The following is a 14,863-nucleotide window of genomic DNA, read 5'->3' on the forward strand; positions in this document are numbered from 1 at the left end:
AAGGAGAAATGACTGCGTGGGCGGCTTTTACAGAGACGGCAGACGATTCAGTGATGGCTCTGAACCAGGGATGAAGGATATGAATCTGACCGGCAGCATTCGTAATATGGAAAACCCGCACTTCTACTGGCAACTGGGTGAGTTGATTGCCAGCACCGGCGATGATCACTTCGCCACGAACATGTTCCAGTTGGTCGACACGCTGGTGCCGGTCAACCGGGTAGATCTCAGTGAGTGGACGCTGGATGAGCGTCAGGCCAGCGTGGTCGACATCAAACCGTTGGGCAGCGCCGGTTTGGCGCAGACCTGTGCCGCGTCCGATCCGCTGGAGAGCCCCGACGATCATCCGCTGCTGCAGAAGATGATCGAGATGAACGACTCGCTGCTGATTCAACTGAAAGCCTCGCTCCAGCCTCGCCATCCGCAACACAGCGCACATCAATGCAATCTGGTTTCGCGCACGTCCAATCGCCGTTGCGTGATCTCGTTTTACCGACCGCATACCCAACGGGTGTTTTCCCTGCCGGAACTGTCGTTTCTCAAGCGCCTGTCCGACACCTTGCTGCCACTGATCGAACGCCACGCGCAGATCAGCCGGCAAATCCTCGCCAGACAACCGCGCCAGCCCCTGGCCGAACTGGATCAGGCACCGTTGGCGCAGGTGTTCGATGAACGCCTGGCGATCAGCGACATCGCCCTGTCAGTGCGCGAAAAAGAAGTCTGTCTGGGCCTGTTGACCGGCGGCACCGTGCCGCAAATGGCCGAACAACTGCGAGTCAAAAACAGCTCGATCGAGACATATCTGAAACGCGCCACGGCCAAACTCGGCGTCAGTGGTCGTCATGGTCTGGCGAAATGGATGGCCGGGGCCTGAGCACAACGCTCTTTTATTGCATGAGGCAGTTCGATGTTGACGTTGCGACTTTCCCTGCTGTCCATGGCGATACTGATGGGCGGTTGTTCATTGATTCCCGAGTACCAGCGCCCCGCTTCACCCACTGCCGCGCAGTATCCCGCAGCCACGCAGCCAGCCACGAGCAGCGAGGACTGGCGCACGCTGTTCACTGATCCGGCGCTGCAACAGTTGATCGAAAGCGCGCTGGTCAACAACCGCGACCTGCGCGTGGCGGCACTCAACGTCGAAGCGTTCCAGGCGCAGTACCGCATTCAGCGCGCCGACCTGCTCCCGGCGGTGTCGGCCAACGCCAATGAGTTACGCCAGCGGATGCCGCCGAGCGTGACCCAGGGCAAAGCGCTGATCAATTCGACGTACTCGGTCAACCTCGGCATCAGCGCTTATGAGCTGGACTTCTTCGGTCGCGTGCGCAGCCTCAGCGAGGAGGCCTTGCAGACCTGGCTCTCGACTGAAGAAGCGCGGCGCAGTGCCGAGCTGAGCCTGGTGGCCAACGTCGCCAACGCCTACCTGACCTGGCGCGCCGATCAGGAGTTGCTGGAGCTGACCCGCGACACCCTCGCCGCCGATGAACAGAGCCTGCACCTGACCACCCGTAATCGCGAGGCCGGCAAATCGTCGGCGCTGGAACAGGCGCAAGCGAAGACCAGCGTCGACAGCTCTCGGGCCAATCTGGCGCGCTACCAGCGTCAGGTCGCCCAGGACTTGAACAGCCTGACCTTGCTCGTTGGCGCGCCGGTGCCAGTGACCCTGCCCGCCCGTCCGCTGGCCAGCGATCTGGTGCAACAACTGCCCGCCGGGTTGCCCTCGGATCTGCTGCAGCGTCGGCCGGACATCCTTCAGGCGGAGTACAAACTGAAAGCGGCCAACGCCAATATCGGAGCGGCGCGGGCGGCGTTTTTCCCCAGTGTCAGCCTGACGGCGAATGCCGGCACGTCGAGTCGCGATCTGTCCGGACTGTTCGGCGGCGGCTCTGGCGCCTGGACCTTTCAGCCGCAGATCAACCTGCCGATTTTCAACGCCGGCAGCCTGCGCGCCAGCCTGGATTATTCGAAATTACAGAAAGATGTGGCGGTGGCCGAATACGAAAAGTCGATTCAAACCGCGTTTCAGGAAGTCGCCGACGGTCTCGCCGCGCGCAGCACCTATCAGCAACAATTGCAGGCGCAGCGGGATCTCGTCGCAGCCACGCAGACGTATTACAACCTGGCGCAGAACCGCTATCAGAATGGCGTCGACAGCAGCCTGACGTTCCTCGATGCGCAGCGTTCGCTGTTCAGTTCGCAGCAAGGCCTGATCACCGATCGCCTCGCGCAACTGGTCGCCGAGGTCAACCTTTACACCGCGCTGGGCGGGGGCTGGAGCGCCGCTGAATCACGCGTGCAGTAAGCTGTGGTCACTTTTTCTTACACCTTTTGTCGCTCGATCCTGCGCCATGCGGCGATCCGTGGCCGGCCTCTGCCTTCAGTTTGGTATCATGCGCCGCTTTTACGGTTAACCCCCCGCCAGTCCTGCTGACTGACGGGCTGCAAAAGGCGGTATTAGATGACGGCTTTGTTGACTCGCCGCAAGGTGCTTGCGGGAATGGGCGTGCTCGGGCTAGGCCTGCTCGCCGGCTGCGACACCCGTGGCCAACTGTCGTACAAGTACGGCAAGGATCTGAGTAACAAGATCATGGGGCGCACCTTCAAACTGAAGAACACCGATGGCGAAACCATGACGCTGTCGAGCTTTCGCGGCATGATGCCGATGGTCTTCTTCGGCTTCACCCAGTGCCCGGCAGTCTGCCCGACCACCCTCGCCCGCGCGGCGAAAATCAAAAAGCTGATGGGCGCCGATGGCGATCGCTTGCAGGTGATTTTCATCACCCTCGATCCCGAGCGCGACACCCCGGAAATCCTCGACGCCTACATGAAAGCCTTCGACCCGACGTTCGTTGCGCTGTACGGCACGCTTGAGGAAACCGCGGCCACAGCCAAGGAATTCGACGTGTTCTACGAGAAAGTCCCGGCCGGCGACACCTATACCATCTCGCACACTGCCACCAGTTACGTTTACGACTCCAACGGCGGCTTGCGCCTGGGTCTGTCCACGTCGCTTTCGGCAGAACAATGTACGGAAGATTTGCTTACTGTTATGGAGGTTTGCTGATGCAACCTGTTCTGAACCACCTCAAACGCGCTGTCATCGGTTTTTCTTTGCTGGGTCTGGCATTCCAGGCGACCGCAGCGACCAAAGTCGACGATGCCTGGGTCCGTGCCACCGTGCCGACCCAGTCCGCCAGCGGCGCGTTCATGACCCTCACCGCCGACAGCGACAGCAAGTTGCTCAGCGTCGCGACGCCAGCGGCCAAAGACGTGCAGATCCACGAAATGACCATGAAGAACGACGTCATGAGCATGGGCCCGGTGAAGTTTGTCGAGCTGCCGGCCGGCAAAGCCGTCAAGCTTGATCCGAACGGCTACCACGTGATGCTGATGGGCCTGACCGCTCAGTTGAAGGAAGGCGAAACTGTGCCGCTGACCCTGATCGTGGAAAACGCCAAGGGTGATAAAGAAACCCTCGAGGTTAAAGCGCCGGTTCGCGCGCTGACCAACATGGAAGGTCACGATCACAGCAAAATGCATTGATCTGACTGAGCAGCAATAAAAAAGGGGCGGCCTGATCGATGATCAGGCCGCCCCTTTTTTGTTTTTGCTGTGCGCCACATTAATGCCTGCGGGCCAATGCCTTGCGTACGCTTTCCCGTGACATCCCCGAGCCGGAACGGGTCACGGCTTTATCTACGGGCGCCTTGGCCAACTGTTTCTTGCGCTTTTCCACCTCACGCCACTGGTAACCAAGATATCCGCCTGCCACCACAATCCCCAGCCAACCGAACACCGAACTGACGAAGAACCACAACCCGAGGGTGATCCACACGGTTTTCGAGGTGAATAACTTCAAGCTGTTATCGGCAGGCACCGGTTCAACCGGTTCAACCGCTGCCTGCTGCGTCACCGGTACTCTATGCACCCCATCCAGATCAAAGCGCAAAGCGAAGTCCGCCCCGGCCACCGGAACATCTAGCTGATTGCCTTCAGCACGATGCACCCGAATTTCGCCATCGACGAGCGACGTGGAGCTGAAACTGATCCGGGTTTCATAGCGAATCTCGCCGTTGACCTGGGTCACGATCGTTCGTTTTTGGTCAATGGGGGTGTCGCGCATATCGATTCCTTGAGCGTTCCACGTCGGACGACGTGCGAAGGGATAATCCGTTGGGCTCGAATGCTACTGAGTGGCTATTACGCTGTCCAGAAAGTGTGCTTTTAAGCTACTGACCTAGGCGAAATCCTCCGGCATGAGTCTGTTCGAGGCTACCAGCCATGATGGAAAGCGTGCTTTACATCGGATAAATCTTCGGCGACCATGTAAAGGGTCTTTTACATAGGAAGTAAAGAATGAACCGGTACTACCTCGAATTGGGCGCAGCATTAATCATCTACATGCTGGTCCTGACAGCCTCATTGATTGCCTCGCAATACCTGATGGACGCCCCCATCGTGCTGCGCTCGGCCGTCGCACTGACGCCGATCGTTCCGGCGGGACTGATGTGCTGGGCCATCGTGCGCAATATGCGGCGCATGGATGAAATGCATCTGCGCATCCAGTTCGAAGCCTTGGGTTTTGCCTTTGCCGCCTCGGCACTGCTGACGTTCAGCTACGGTTTTCTGGAAAACGTCGGCGCTCCGCACGTTCCGTGGACGTGCGTGTGGCCGGTGATGGGTCTGATGTGGATTGTAGGTCTGCACATTGCGCGACGCCGTTACCAATGAAAAACCGCCTCAAGGAATTGCGCGCCGAGCGCAAATGGTCGCAGGTCGATCTGGCTGAACGCCTGAGCGTGTCGCGTCAGACGATTAACGCTATAGAAAACGAACGCTACGACCCGAGTCTGCCACTGGCCTTTCAGATTGCCCGGGCGTTCGAAATGCCATTGGAAGATATCTTCGACGACAGTAAAACCTGACCTGCACCCACACGGAAAACAATTCCAATGCAAACGCAGCGACGGGCCATTAATGGGCAACGCATACCAAAAGCGGCGAAATGCTAAGCCGTCGCCGTTTCAACGTCACGCGAGATGGATCTGGCAACCATTTGCCGGGCCGCATCCACTTTTCCCAGCGTGTCTATATGCGCGTGGAGTGCAGGAATCACCCGCGCCCGTCGTCTTGATCTTAGCAGCGTCGCAAGCCCCCAACACAACAGGGATGGAACGACACACTGAATTCCGTAGTAAAACGAGAAGCCCAGCGCTGGTAACAATGAAAGTATTATCCACTCCGTCCAAATGGAGGTACCAATCACATGATCAAAGAGCAATTCACCTCGCATCGGAAAGTCATTCGTTCCCAGATCATGATTGTGTATCAACACAACAACCCGGCTGTGCGTGACGGGATTCGAGGCATAAAACACTGATAACCGATGCCCCTCTCGGACTTTGAAATCAGCCACGCCGAAGCTCAGGCAAATGGGGTCTTTTTCCTTCGTTCTGATCCAGCAGTCACCTTCCTCCCGCTGATCCTTGGGCAGCTTTAATGACTTGCGGCTGACTACCTGCCCATGCCTGACTTCAAAATGGACACGGGTCCGCCCACAAATAAACGCTTTCATCAATACTTCCCTGACCTATGGCTATGCAGGCCTTTCAAACACTGCGCGCCAGCAATCGACTGACATTGCGAAGCGAGTCTTCCCGCACGTAACGCTTGCCCAGCTTTTCCATGTGCAGGCCCAGATCATTGATCAACAATGCCTTGCCCTTGGCCTCCTTGGCTTTGAGCAGGAAATAGACAACAAAACCCGTCGGCGCACCCCACCAGCCAAAAACTCCGGACGCCATCGTTGAAGTTGCGATGCAAAGCAGAAACGGAACGGGGCTCGCACTGCCGTGGAGCATTTCCCTATACAGCCCCTTCGCGTCCGAAAGCTCGGTGAATTGTGAATCGTTGTGATTGAACACGCAGACCGCACGCTTGAGCGCGCCACCCGGCAGACATGCATAGAGCACCGAAATCTTGTCCCCTCGATTGACCTGCAATTTTTTACCGTAGACATCCAGCGGTATTTCGCCGTCCGGTGTCCGTACCCAATAACGATCCTGACGAATACCGTCAGCGCTCAAACCGTGCTCATGACGAACCATCAGACCGCTGAAATCAGCGAACTCGACGACGATGGTGCCCCGGGTGAATGTTTGCATGGCTGATGTGGGTTCCGCTCATTTTCTCGCTGCCCACCACTTCACCGCTCAACACAGTGAAATCAACGGTTATATCGTCATGGGTGAACTAGTGCATTGGGGGTTCGTGATGCGTCGGTCAACGTTCGGGATAGAAATCCATAGGCCGCGAATGCTACTAAGTGGCCATCTCCCTGTCCAGAACGCCCCGCCCCCCTCATTATTAATCGCCCACTTAGCTCCCCGCCCCACCATGCGCCTCTTCAAAGAAGTAATCCTTCCAACTGTCGGCCTTGTTCTTCAGCACGCCCAGCTCCTGCAATTTCTCGGCGTAGATGAACGTACGCTGCGGCACCACAGTGAAATCGATTTCCGGATCCTTGACGATTTGCTCGACCAGAGCCAGCGGCAGTTTCGACTGCTCGACACGAATGTACGCCTGAGCCGCCGCCGGCTTATCAGCCTTGATGATCTTCTCGGCCTCGGCCAACGCGTCATAGAACGCCTTGTAGGTTTTCGGGTTTTCGTCGTGGAATTTTTCTGTGGTGTAGAGCACGTTGAACGTCGCCTGCCCACCGAGCACATCATAAGAGCTCAGCACTTTGTGCACGTTGGGATTCTGCAGGGCCTGGTACTGGAACGGCGGGCTGGAGAAGTGCGAGTTGATTTCCGAGCCGCCGGCGATCAGCGCGGCCGTCGCATCGGGGTGCGGCAGGCTGACTGAAATGTCGTCGAATTTCTTGTACTGCGCGTCACCGAACTCCTTGGCGGTTTCGATCTGCAAAGTGCGCGACTGGAAGCCGACGCCGGCGGCCGGCACGGCAATCCGGTCCTTGTCGGTGAAGTCCTTGAGCGTTTTGATGTTCGGATTGTTGGTCAGCAGATAGTTGGGCATCGAGCCCAGTGCGGCGATGGCTTTGACATTCTGTTTACCCTTGGTGCGATCCCACACGGTGAGCATTGGCGGCACGCCGGCGGAAACCACGTCGAGCGATCCGGTGAGCAACGCTTCGTTCATCGCGGTGGCGCCGGAGATGCTGTTCCAGTCGACCTTGATGTCGAGGCCCTGTTCCTTACCGTGTTTTTCGATGAGGTTCTGATCGCGCACCACATCGAGAATCAGGTAACCGATGCCGAATTGCTGGGCGATGCTGATCTTGCCTTCGGCCTGAGCGCCGGTGCTGAACAACGCACTCGCGACCAGAGAAGCGGCCAACAGAGTCAGTGCGGGACGTTTGAACGGTGTGGCCATGACAACCTCGCAGCATGGGGGTGGTTTGCTGAAAGGCCTGACTTTATCGCTATAAAAAATAGAAATTAAATATCTTTATCGCATATCGATAGCACGGGTTGTTGAGCGAAATCGGGCTGCGCGCTTTTGATTGTGAGGTTTAAAACGATCGCAGCGTTGCACAGCTCCTACATTGGATGCCGGTGATGGTTAGGCACCTTAAACAGCCTGAAACAATAAATCCGTCGGCAGCAATATCGCCAATGGTCGTGCAACACGAGGGCCGGTCAGGCCTGCGGACGCACCATCACCTTGATTAGCCCGCACGCCAGCGCATCAGCTGAGCGTTTAAAAGGGCGATCAGACAGCCCACCCTTGGTATCATCGCGCACACTTTTATGACGATTTAATGGCTGGAAGGTCTTTTTTGTGAGTGCTCTTTTTAACCGGTTGCGGCAGCCGCATGCCCGCCTCTTTTCGCTGATTGTTCTGGTGCTGGTGGTGCCGGTGTGCCTGCGTGCGGCGCTGGGCTGGTCGGCGCCGTTGGGCTATTTATCGGATCTGGCCATTGGCAGCCTGTTGGTGGTGTTGCTGCATCGCCGGGCGTGGTGGCTGGCCTTGCCGGTGCTGCTGTTCTGGGCCTTGCTGGCGGTGGCGACCGCTGAACTGGTCAGCGCCGTCGGGCGTCTGCCGACACCTTCCGACATTCATTACCTGATCGATCCGCAGTTCGTGGAAAATTCCACCGGTGGCGGCCTGGCCCATCCTGCACTGGGCATCACTTTGCTGCTGGCTCTGGTGTTCTGGCTGCTGACCCAATTTGCCGGCCGTGGCATGCCGCGCCCGCCCCTGCCCCGCGCAGCCTGGAGCGCGCCACTGCTATTGTTCGCCGCGCACTGGGGTGCGCAAAACCTGTGGCCGAGCGAAGCCGATCCGTGGCGCCAGTACAACCTGCCACACCAGTTGCTGGCCAGCGAGGCCGCTGATCTGCAGATCCAGGCCGAGGAGTGGCTGGACGGTGACGTCGAAGAACCCGCGCCGGCCATGGCCGGACTCACCGACGTCGACCTCAACGGGCAGAAATTGCTGGCCGCGCCGGGGCAAGCGCGCAACGTACTGATCATCGCGCTGGAAGGCATTCCCGGCGCCTATATCCGCGCCAACCGCGAGGCGATCAGCAGCCATTATCAGGAAGACCTGATGCCCAACCTCAGCCGCTGGGCCGAGCGCGGCATGAACACCCCGGATTACGTGCTGCACACACACCAGACCATTCGCGGTCTGTACGCGATGCTCTGCGGCGATTACGACAAGCTCAACAACGGCACGCCCAAAGGCGTGGAAATGCTCACCCTCAACGAGCGCAATCAGGCCTGCCTGCCGGCGCAACTGCGAGATCACGGCTTCAGCACTCACTACTTGCAAGGTGCCGGGCTGCGTTTCATGGCCAAAGACAAGATCATGCCGCACATCGGTTTCGATGCGACGCACGGTCTGGAGTGGTTCACCAACAGCAACTATCTGGAGTTCCCGTGGGGCAAGGATGACAAGGCATTTTTCGAAGGCGCGCTGGACTATGTCGGCCAACTGAAAAAGCAGAAAAAACCCTGGATGCTGACATTGCTGACCGTGGGCACGCATCAGCCCTACTCTGCCCCAGAAGAATACCTGGAGCGCTACGAAACGCCGAAACAGGCCGCCGTCGGTTATCTCGACGATGCGCTGGAGCAGTTTCTCAACGGCCTCGAACGCCAAGGCGTTCTGAAAGACACGCTGGTGGTGATCACCTCGGACGAATCCCACGGCATCGACGGTGTCCGCCTGGCTTCTTCGTGGGGCTTCAACCTGACCCTGGCACCGGAGCAGGCACAACTGCCACGGCTGAACAAAGGCGTGTATGGCCACGTCGATCTGAGCACCTCGATTCTCGATTACTTCGACTTGCCGGTGCCTTCCGCCCTGAGCGGTCGCTCGCTGTTTCGCGACTACGACAGCGGCCGCGAAATCATGTCGTTCACCAACGGCAAGCTGCGCTATCACAATGGTCAGGGGATCTTTTCCGAGTGCGATATGCCGCGTCGCTGCCGCTACTACGAAAGCGCCGGGTTCATCGCCGAAAGCGCGACGTACAAAGGCAACTACAGCGGCCACCCGGCCCGACAGATCGCCGCCCGTGCCAACGCCCTCGACCTGTCGCTGTTGCGCACGCCGCTCAATCATCGCTATCAATTCGGCAGCACCAACGTCATCCCGCTGCAAGCGCAGATCAACGATGACTGGGCCGACAATCTGATTGGCGCGCAATACCTGGAAATGCCCAAAGGCTCGCACACACGCGTGCGTCTGACCGTGCGCTCGGTCGATCCGCAGCAGGCGGCGTATATTCAGCTCAAGGCCAAGGAGTTTGAACAGGACGTGCAGATCGGCTTGCCGCAGGAGATGGTGGCAACCGCCGAGCAGCCACTGGAAATGAACTTCAGCTTCGACAACCCGCAAGAGCGCAAAGCGTTTTCTTTCCATTTGCTGGGGTATGGATTGGGTGCGGTTGAAGTGACGGATTTCAGTGTGATTACTGAATTGCCGGGGCAAGAGGATATTCTCGACGACGTGCCGGATGACGACACCGCCCAATCCACCTGATCACGCCCGTGTAGGAGCTGCCGCAGGCTGCGATCTTTTGATCTTTATTTTAAAAGCAAAAGATCGCAGCCTGCGGCCGCTCCTACAGTGGGAATCAGTGATTATCAGAACGTCGTGCGCAATCCGACCTGAATGCTGCGCCCTTCTGCCGGCGCAATGTCGCGCAGGATCGAACTGGCGTAACGCACGGTTTGATTGGTCAGGTTCTCGGCATTGACGAAGGCCAGCCATTTACTCTGGCCGACATCAAAGTGATACCCGACATTGGCGCCCAGCGTGGTGTAGCCGTCGGTGCCGCTTTCGTTATCCGGCACCCGATGTTGTGAACTGGCGTGCTCTACATCGATGCGCGCCTGCCACTTGTCCAGTTCCCACAGCAGCCCGCTGTTGAGCCGCAGCGGCGCGATTCGCGGTAAATCTTCGCCGGTGTCCAGGTTCTTCGCGCGGGTGTAGTCACCGGACAACTCCAGGGCAAACTTGCCGTAGGCATTTTCGCCAAGGTTCCAGCGGTCCTGCGCCTCAATACCGCTGAAGCGCGCCCGCACGCCGGAGTAGGTGTATTCAGGGATGCCATCGGCGTCCTCCTCGCCTTCATCATTCAATGTGCGGCCCGTGCCGAGTAAACCGATGTAATTGGAGAAGTGGCTGTAGAACACACCGACACTGCCCTTGTGCGTGCCGTTATCGAAACGCAACGCCAGATCACTGGACACGGCTTTTTCTTTCGACAGCCCGGCATCACCGACTTCATAGGTGCCGGTCGCCACATGGGCACCGTTGGCGTAAAGCTCATAGAACGTCGGTGCGCGCTCGGTGTAGCCCAGCGTCGCAGCCACCGACCAGATCGGCGTCAGCGTGTACACCGCGCCAGAGGAAAGACTGCCAGCGGTGAAACTGCTGGAGCGGTCGGCGCTGGCGAAGCGTTCGTTACCCTTCGCGTCCGGGTCGACCGTGGTGTGCTCAAGGCGTCCGCCGAGGGTGAACAGCAGTCGATCGGTGGCTTGCAACTCCTCAAGAATGAACAGCGCAGCGGCATTGGTATCGGTCTGCGGCACAAACGCCTCTTCACCCAATGCCGAAAACTCGTTGCGGCTGACCTGTGCACCAATCACGCCATTGAACGGCCCCAACGGCTGATGCCGCGCCTCGACCCGTGCTTCGTAACCTTTGTTCTTGAACGTCGTGCCAACCTCGCCGCCTTCGATTTCGCGGTGCTCGTAATCGGTGTAACCGGCATCCAGTTTGATCGAGGTGAATGGCCCGTCGAGATTGCGTATCTCCGAGGCAAAGGCGTAGTGCTCCTGTTGCATGCGAATACGTACGTCTTGTTCAGCGGGCGAACCGTAATTGGAATCGTAGTTGCTGTAGGACAGACCGGCATAACCGTCATCCCAGGTGTACGACCCGCCGACCGCGCCGCCATCCTGGCGACCATCGCTGTTGGCCAGGCGATGTTTTTTCGAGTCGCCGTCGTCGTTTGCGCGTTCGCGAGCGGTTTTCGCGTAACCGGGGATTTTCAGGTCATTGAACTCGCGGGCGCTAGCGTCCAGATGCAAGGCGAATTGTCCGTTACCGGCCTCCAGTTTGCCGGCGCTGCTGCGCGTGGTGTCGGCACCGCCATAGCGCAACTCACCAGCGCCATGAATGCCATCGATGGCCTCAGTCGGGATGCGGTTATCCAAGGTGTTGACCACCCCGCCAATGGCACTGCCGCCGTACAGCAGAGCCGCCGGGCCACGGACGATTTCAACGCGCTCGACGTTGACCGGGTCCAGCGGCACGGCGTGGTCGTAAGACAGCGACGAGGCATCCAGCGCGCCGACTCCGTTGCGCAGAATACGGATGCGATCACCGTCCTGGCCACGAATAATCGGTCGACTCGCACCCGGGCCGAAGTACGACGAGGACACGCCGGGTTGCTTGTTCAGGGTTTCGCCGAGGCTGCCCTTCTGTTGGAACGTGAGGTCGTCGCCGCTAAGTACCGTCGAGGGCGAGGCAAGTGTCTGGCTGCCGAGCGGATTGCCGGTGATGACTTGCGGTTGCAGTTCGAGGGTGTCGGCGGCGAATACCGGCGACGCAAAAAGCAGCGCGGCGGCCAACGGATTGAGGCGTCGTTGCAGGGGGTGGGAACGGGCAGGCATTGCAAAATTTCCATGCGCTGAAATGTGAGGATCGCTGCCAGCGTTTTGCTTTAACGCTGGTAGAAACAGAATGAAACGAATTTTATGTTATACAATAACATTTCTTCCTGTCATCCCGATTTTCACATTTTGTTTTTTGCAGAGGCTCAACAACGCATGTTTCAAGCAGGCAGCCGCTATCGGCTCATCCGTGAAGTGCTCCGAAAGAAGCTGAAAGACTTTGCCTATCAGCCTCCAATAGTCGGCCTATTAGCTGACTCCTCAAGTCGGGTCTAGCCTTACTAGTCCGAAGTCGGCACGAGCCGGCCGTAGCAGACCTGATAAGGACCCGAACATGGCAAACGAATCGAAATGCCCGTTCAACCACGCCGCCGGTGGTGGTACGACGAACCGTGACTGGTGGCCGAATCAACTCAACCTGAAAATCCTGAGTCAGCACTCGCCCAAGTCCGATCCGTTGGGCAAGGACTTCGACTACGCCAAAGCCTTCAAGAGCCTCGACTTTCAAGCCCTGAAACAAGACCTCAACGCACTGATGACCGACTCCCAGGATTGGTGGCCGGCCGACTTCGGCCATTACGGCCCCCTCTTCATCCGCATGGCCTGGCACAGCGCCGGTACCTATCGCACCGCCGATGGTCGAGGTGGCGCCGGCTCCGGGCAACAACGTTTTGCGCCGCTGAACAGCTGGCCGGACAACGTCAGCCTCGACAAGGCCCGGCGCTTGTTGTGGCCGATCAAGCAGAAATATGGTCGCAACATTTCCTGGGCCGACCTGATCGTTCTCACCGGTAACGTCGCGCTGGAATCCATGGGCTTCAAGACCTTCGGTTTCTCCGGTGGCCGCCCCGATGTGTGGGAGCCGGACGAAGATGTCTATTGGGGTTCCGAGCACGAATGGCTCGGTGGCGACAGCCGTTACGGCAAAGACAAGTCAGCCATGCAGGAGCCCGGTGACGGCACGCTGGTCGCCGAGCCGGATCTGCACGGCAAAGAAGAGAGCCGCACCGATCAGGGCGAACGTAATCTGGAAAACCCGCTCGCTGCGGTGCAAATGGGCCTGATTTACGTAAACCCCGAAGGCCCTGAGGGCAATCCGGACCCGGTCGCGTCGGCCCACGATATCCGCGAAACCTTTGGCCGCATGGCCATGAACGATGAAGAAACCGTCGCGTTGATCGCGGGCGGTCACGCCTTTGGTAAAACCCACGGCGCCGGCCCTGCCGATAACGTCGGGCCTGAGCCGGAAGCGGCCGGCCTCGAAGAACAGGGCCTCGGCTGGCGCAACGCGTTCGGCACCGGCAAGGGTGGCGACACCATTACCAGTGGCCTCGAAGTGACCTGGACCACCACGCCGACAAAGTGGAGCAACAACTACTTGGAAAACCTGTTCGGCTTCGAGTGGGAGCTGAGCAAAAGCCCGGCTGGTGCGCATCAGTGGATCCCGAAAAACGGCGCCGGTGCCGGCACCGTTCCGCATGCCCATGACCCGAGCAAAAAGCTTTCGCCGACCATGCTCACCTCCGACCTGGCGTTGCGCTTCGACCCAGCCTACGAGCAGATCTCGCGGCGCTTCCTCGCCAATCCCGATCAACTGGCCGATGCGTTTGCCCGTGCCTGGTACAAACTGATCCACCGCGACATGGGTCCATTGTCTCGTTACCTCGGCCCGGAACTGCCGAACGAAGAACTGCTGTGGCAGGATCCTATTCCTGAGGTCACTCACCCGTTGATCGACGACAGCGACGCAGCTGCGCTGAAAGGCAAAATCCTCGCGTCGGGTTTGTCGGTGTCGCAACTGGTCTCGACCACATGGGCGGCCGTCTCCACGTTCCGTGGTTCGGATAAACGCGGTGGCGCCAACGGTGGACGTCTGCGCCTGGCACCGCAAAAATTCTGGCAGGCCAACCAGCCTGAGCAATTGGACAAGGTGCTGAGCGCGCTTGAAGGGATTCAAAACGAGTTCAATAGCGGCGCCGCTGGCAAGAAAGTCTCGCTGGCAGACCTGATCGTGCTGGCGGGGAATGCCGGGATCGAACAAGCGGCGAAAAACGCCGGCCATTCGGTCACGGTGCCGTTCACGCCGGGACGCACGGATGCCTCGCAAGAGCAAACCGACGTTGACTCCTTTGGCTTCCTTGAACCGATTGCCGATGGCTTCCGCAACTACAGCAAAGGCAAGTACACCGTTTCGGCCGAGGCGCTGCTGATCGACAAGGCACAACTGCTGACCCTCACCGCGCCGGAAATGACTGTGCTGCTGGGTGGTTTGCGGGTGTTGAATACCAACGTCGGGCAAACTCGGCATGGCGTATTCACCTCGCAAACTGAAGCGCTGACCAACGACTTCTTCACAAACCTGCTGGACATGGGCGTGGAGTGGAAGCCGACTTCAAGGGATGCGGATGAGTTCGAGGGGCGCGACCGTAAAACCGGCAGCGTGAAGTGGACGGCGACGCGGGTGGATCTGGTGTTTGGTTCCAATGCACAGTTGAGGGCGCTGGCTGAGGTGTATGCCAGTTCGGATGCGAAGGAGCAGTTTGTGAAGGACTTTGTGGCGGCGTGGACGAAGGTCACCAACCTGGACCGGTTTGACCTGAAGTAATTTTTCGGAAAATGAAAACGCCGCATTGTTTCAATGCGGCGTTTTTTGTGTGTACGGCTTGGGTTTTATGGTGATGCGTAAACTTGCAGTGGTCAACTAATTC

At 58.6% G+C, this 14,863-nt stretch carries 13 protein-coding genes; 8 read left to right on the top strand and 5 right to left on the bottom strand.

The genetic code is table 11. The features are described 5' to 3' along the window. Positions 1-79 precede the first annotated feature (79 nt). From PMI23_RS00065 to PMI23_RS00080, 4 genes are all read left to right on the top strand, one after another. Positions 80-874 (top strand): helix-turn-helix transcriptional regulator, encoded by a 795-nt coding sequence (locus PMI23_RS00065; protein WP_042704852.1) that lies wholly within the window; start codon positions 80-82, stop codon positions 872-874. Positions 875-907: 33 nt separating this feature from the next. After that, positions 908-2,302, top strand: a complete 1,395-nt coding sequence (locus PMI23_RS00070; protein WP_007915981.1) for an efflux transporter outer membrane subunit — start codon at positions 908-910, stop codon at positions 2,300-2,302. A 156-nt stretch (positions 2,303-2,458) separates the two neighbouring features. Continuing rightward, the gene (locus PMI23_RS00075) at positions 2,459-3,064 is read left to right on the top strand and encodes an SCO family protein (RefSeq protein WP_007915980.1); all 606 of its coding nucleotides are present in this window, start codon (positions 2,459-2,461) and stop codon (positions 3,062-3,064) included. Then, positions 3,064-3,543, top strand: coding sequence for a copper chaperone PCu(A)C (locus PMI23_RS00080; protein ID WP_007915979.1), 480 nt, complete (start codon positions 3,064-3,066; stop codon positions 3,541-3,543). Before PMI23_RS00075 ends, PMI23_RS00080 begins: the two co-directional genes overlap by 1 nt. Positions 3,544-3,622: 79 nt before the next feature. Here PMI23_RS00080 and PMI23_RS00085 read toward each other — a convergent pair whose 3' ends face one another. After that, on the bottom strand, positions 3,623-4,123 hold the full coding sequence (locus tag PMI23_RS00085; protein WP_007915978.1) for a hypothetical protein: 501 nt from the start codon (positions 4,121-4,123) through the stop codon (positions 3,623-3,625). A gap of 233 nt (positions 4,124-4,356) precedes the next feature. On the opposite strand from PMI23_RS00085, the gene PMI23_RS00090 reads away from it, so the two are divergent. Together PMI23_RS00090 and PMI23_RS00095 are read left to right on the top strand one after the other, a co-directional pair. Then, positions 4,357-4,731: a hypothetical protein gene (locus tag PMI23_RS00090; protein WP_007915976.1), complete on the top strand. Its 375-nt coding sequence runs from the start codon at positions 4,357-4,359 to the stop codon at positions 4,729-4,731. Next, positions 4,728-4,925: a helix-turn-helix transcriptional regulator gene (locus PMI23_RS00095; RefSeq protein WP_007915974.1), complete on the top strand. Its 198-nt coding sequence runs from the start codon at positions 4,728-4,730 to the stop codon at positions 4,923-4,925. The genes PMI23_RS00090 and PMI23_RS00095 overlap by 4 nt, the downstream gene beginning before the upstream one ends. Before the next feature lie 83 nt (positions 4,926-5,008). Here the strand turns inward: PMI23_RS00095 and PMI23_RS00100 are convergent, their stop codons facing one another. From PMI23_RS00100 to PMI23_RS00110, 3 genes are all read right to left on the bottom strand, one after another. After that, on the bottom strand, positions 5,009-5,575 hold the full coding sequence (locus tag PMI23_RS00100; protein ID WP_007915972.1) for a hypothetical protein: 567 nt from the start codon (positions 5,573-5,575) through the stop codon (positions 5,009-5,011). A gap of 34 nt (positions 5,576-5,609) precedes the next feature. Then, the gene (locus PMI23_RS00105; RefSeq protein WP_007915969.1) at positions 5,610-6,164 is read right to left on the bottom strand and encodes a hypothetical protein; all 555 of its coding nucleotides are present in this window, start codon (positions 6,162-6,164) and stop codon (positions 5,610-5,612) included. A 214-nt stretch (positions 6,165-6,378) separates the two neighbouring features. Continuing rightward, positions 6,379-7,395: an ABC transporter substrate-binding protein gene (locus PMI23_RS00110; protein ID WP_007915967.1), complete on the bottom strand. Its 1,017-nt coding sequence runs from the start codon at positions 7,393-7,395 to the stop codon at positions 6,379-6,381. Positions 7,396-7,803: 408 nt separating this feature from the next. On the opposite strand from PMI23_RS00110, the gene PMI23_RS00115 reads away from it, so the two are divergent. After that, complete coding sequence (locus tag PMI23_RS00115) at positions 7,804-10,014, top strand: LTA synthase family protein (RefSeq protein WP_007915965.1); 2,211 nt, start codon at positions 7,804-7,806, stop codon at positions 10,012-10,014. A gap of 104 nt (positions 10,015-10,118) precedes the next feature. On the opposite strand, the gene PMI23_RS00120 is transcribed toward PMI23_RS00115, so the two are convergent. Further along, positions 10,119-12,155 (bottom strand): TonB-dependent receptor, encoded by a 2,037-nt coding sequence (locus PMI23_RS00120; RefSeq protein ID WP_007915963.1) that lies wholly within the window; start codon positions 12,153-12,155, stop codon positions 10,119-10,121. A 334-nt stretch (positions 12,156-12,489) separates the two neighbouring features. Here PMI23_RS00120 and katG point away from each other — a divergent pair, with 334 nt between their 5' ends. Then, positions 12,490-14,760, top strand: a complete 2,271-nt coding sequence (gene katG / locus PMI23_RS00125; RefSeq protein ID WP_007915960.1) for a catalase/peroxidase HPI — start codon at positions 12,490-12,492, stop codon at positions 14,758-14,760. The last annotated feature ends 103 nt before the right edge of the window (positions 14,761-14,863 follow it).

The sequence above is a fragment of the Pseudomonas sp. GM24 genome (assembly GCF_000282235.1).
Classification (GTDB): domain Bacteria; phylum Pseudomonadota; class Gammaproteobacteria; order Pseudomonadales; family Pseudomonadaceae; genus Aquipseudomonas.

What these genes read in the sequence shown, in the direction of transcription:
- PMI23_RS00065 (WP_042704852.1), top strand. Translation starts at nt 80, where the DNA reads ATGAATCTGACCGGCAGCATTCGTAATATGGAAAACCCGCACTTCTAC.
- PMI23_RS00120 (WP_007915963.1), bottom strand. Translation starts at nt 12,155, where the DNA reads ATGCCTGCCCGTTCCCACCCCCTGCAACGACGCCTCAATCCGTTGGCC.
- PMI23_RS00080 (WP_007915979.1), top strand. Translation starts at nt 3,064, where the DNA reads ATGCAACCTGTTCTGAACCACCTCAAACGCGCTGTCATCGGTTTTTCT.
- PMI23_RS00110 (WP_007915967.1), bottom strand. Translation starts at nt 7,395, where the DNA reads ATGGCCACACCGTTCAAACGTCCCGCACTGACTCTGTTGGCCGCTTCT.
- PMI23_RS00095 (WP_007915974.1), top strand. Translation starts at nt 4,728, where the DNA reads ATGAAAAACCGCCTCAAGGAATTGCGCGCCGAGCGCAAATGGTCGCAG.
- PMI23_RS00100 (WP_007915972.1), bottom strand. Translation starts at nt 5,575, where the DNA reads ATGAAAGCGTTTATTTGTGGGCGGACCCGTGTCCATTTTGAAGTCAGG.
- PMI23_RS00105 (WP_007915969.1), bottom strand. Translation starts at nt 6,164, where the DNA reads ATGCAAACATTCACCCGGGGCACCATCGTCGTCGAGTTCGCTGATTTC.
- katG (WP_007915960.1), top strand. Translation starts at nt 12,490, where the DNA reads ATGGCAAACGAATCGAAATGCCCGTTCAACCACGCCGCCGGTGGTGGT.
- PMI23_RS00090 (WP_007915976.1), top strand. Translation starts at nt 4,357, where the DNA reads ATGAACCGGTACTACCTCGAATTGGGCGCAGCATTAATCATCTACATG.
- PMI23_RS00070 (WP_007915981.1), top strand. Translation starts at nt 908, where the DNA reads ATGTTGACGTTGCGACTTTCCCTGCTGTCCATGGCGATACTGATGGGC.
- PMI23_RS00085 (WP_007915978.1), bottom strand. Translation starts at nt 4,123, where the DNA reads ATGCGCGACACCCCCATTGACCAAAAACGAACGATCGTGACCCAGGTC.
- PMI23_RS00075 (WP_007915980.1), top strand. Translation starts at nt 2,459, where the DNA reads ATGACGGCTTTGTTGACTCGCCGCAAGGTGCTTGCGGGAATGGGCGTG.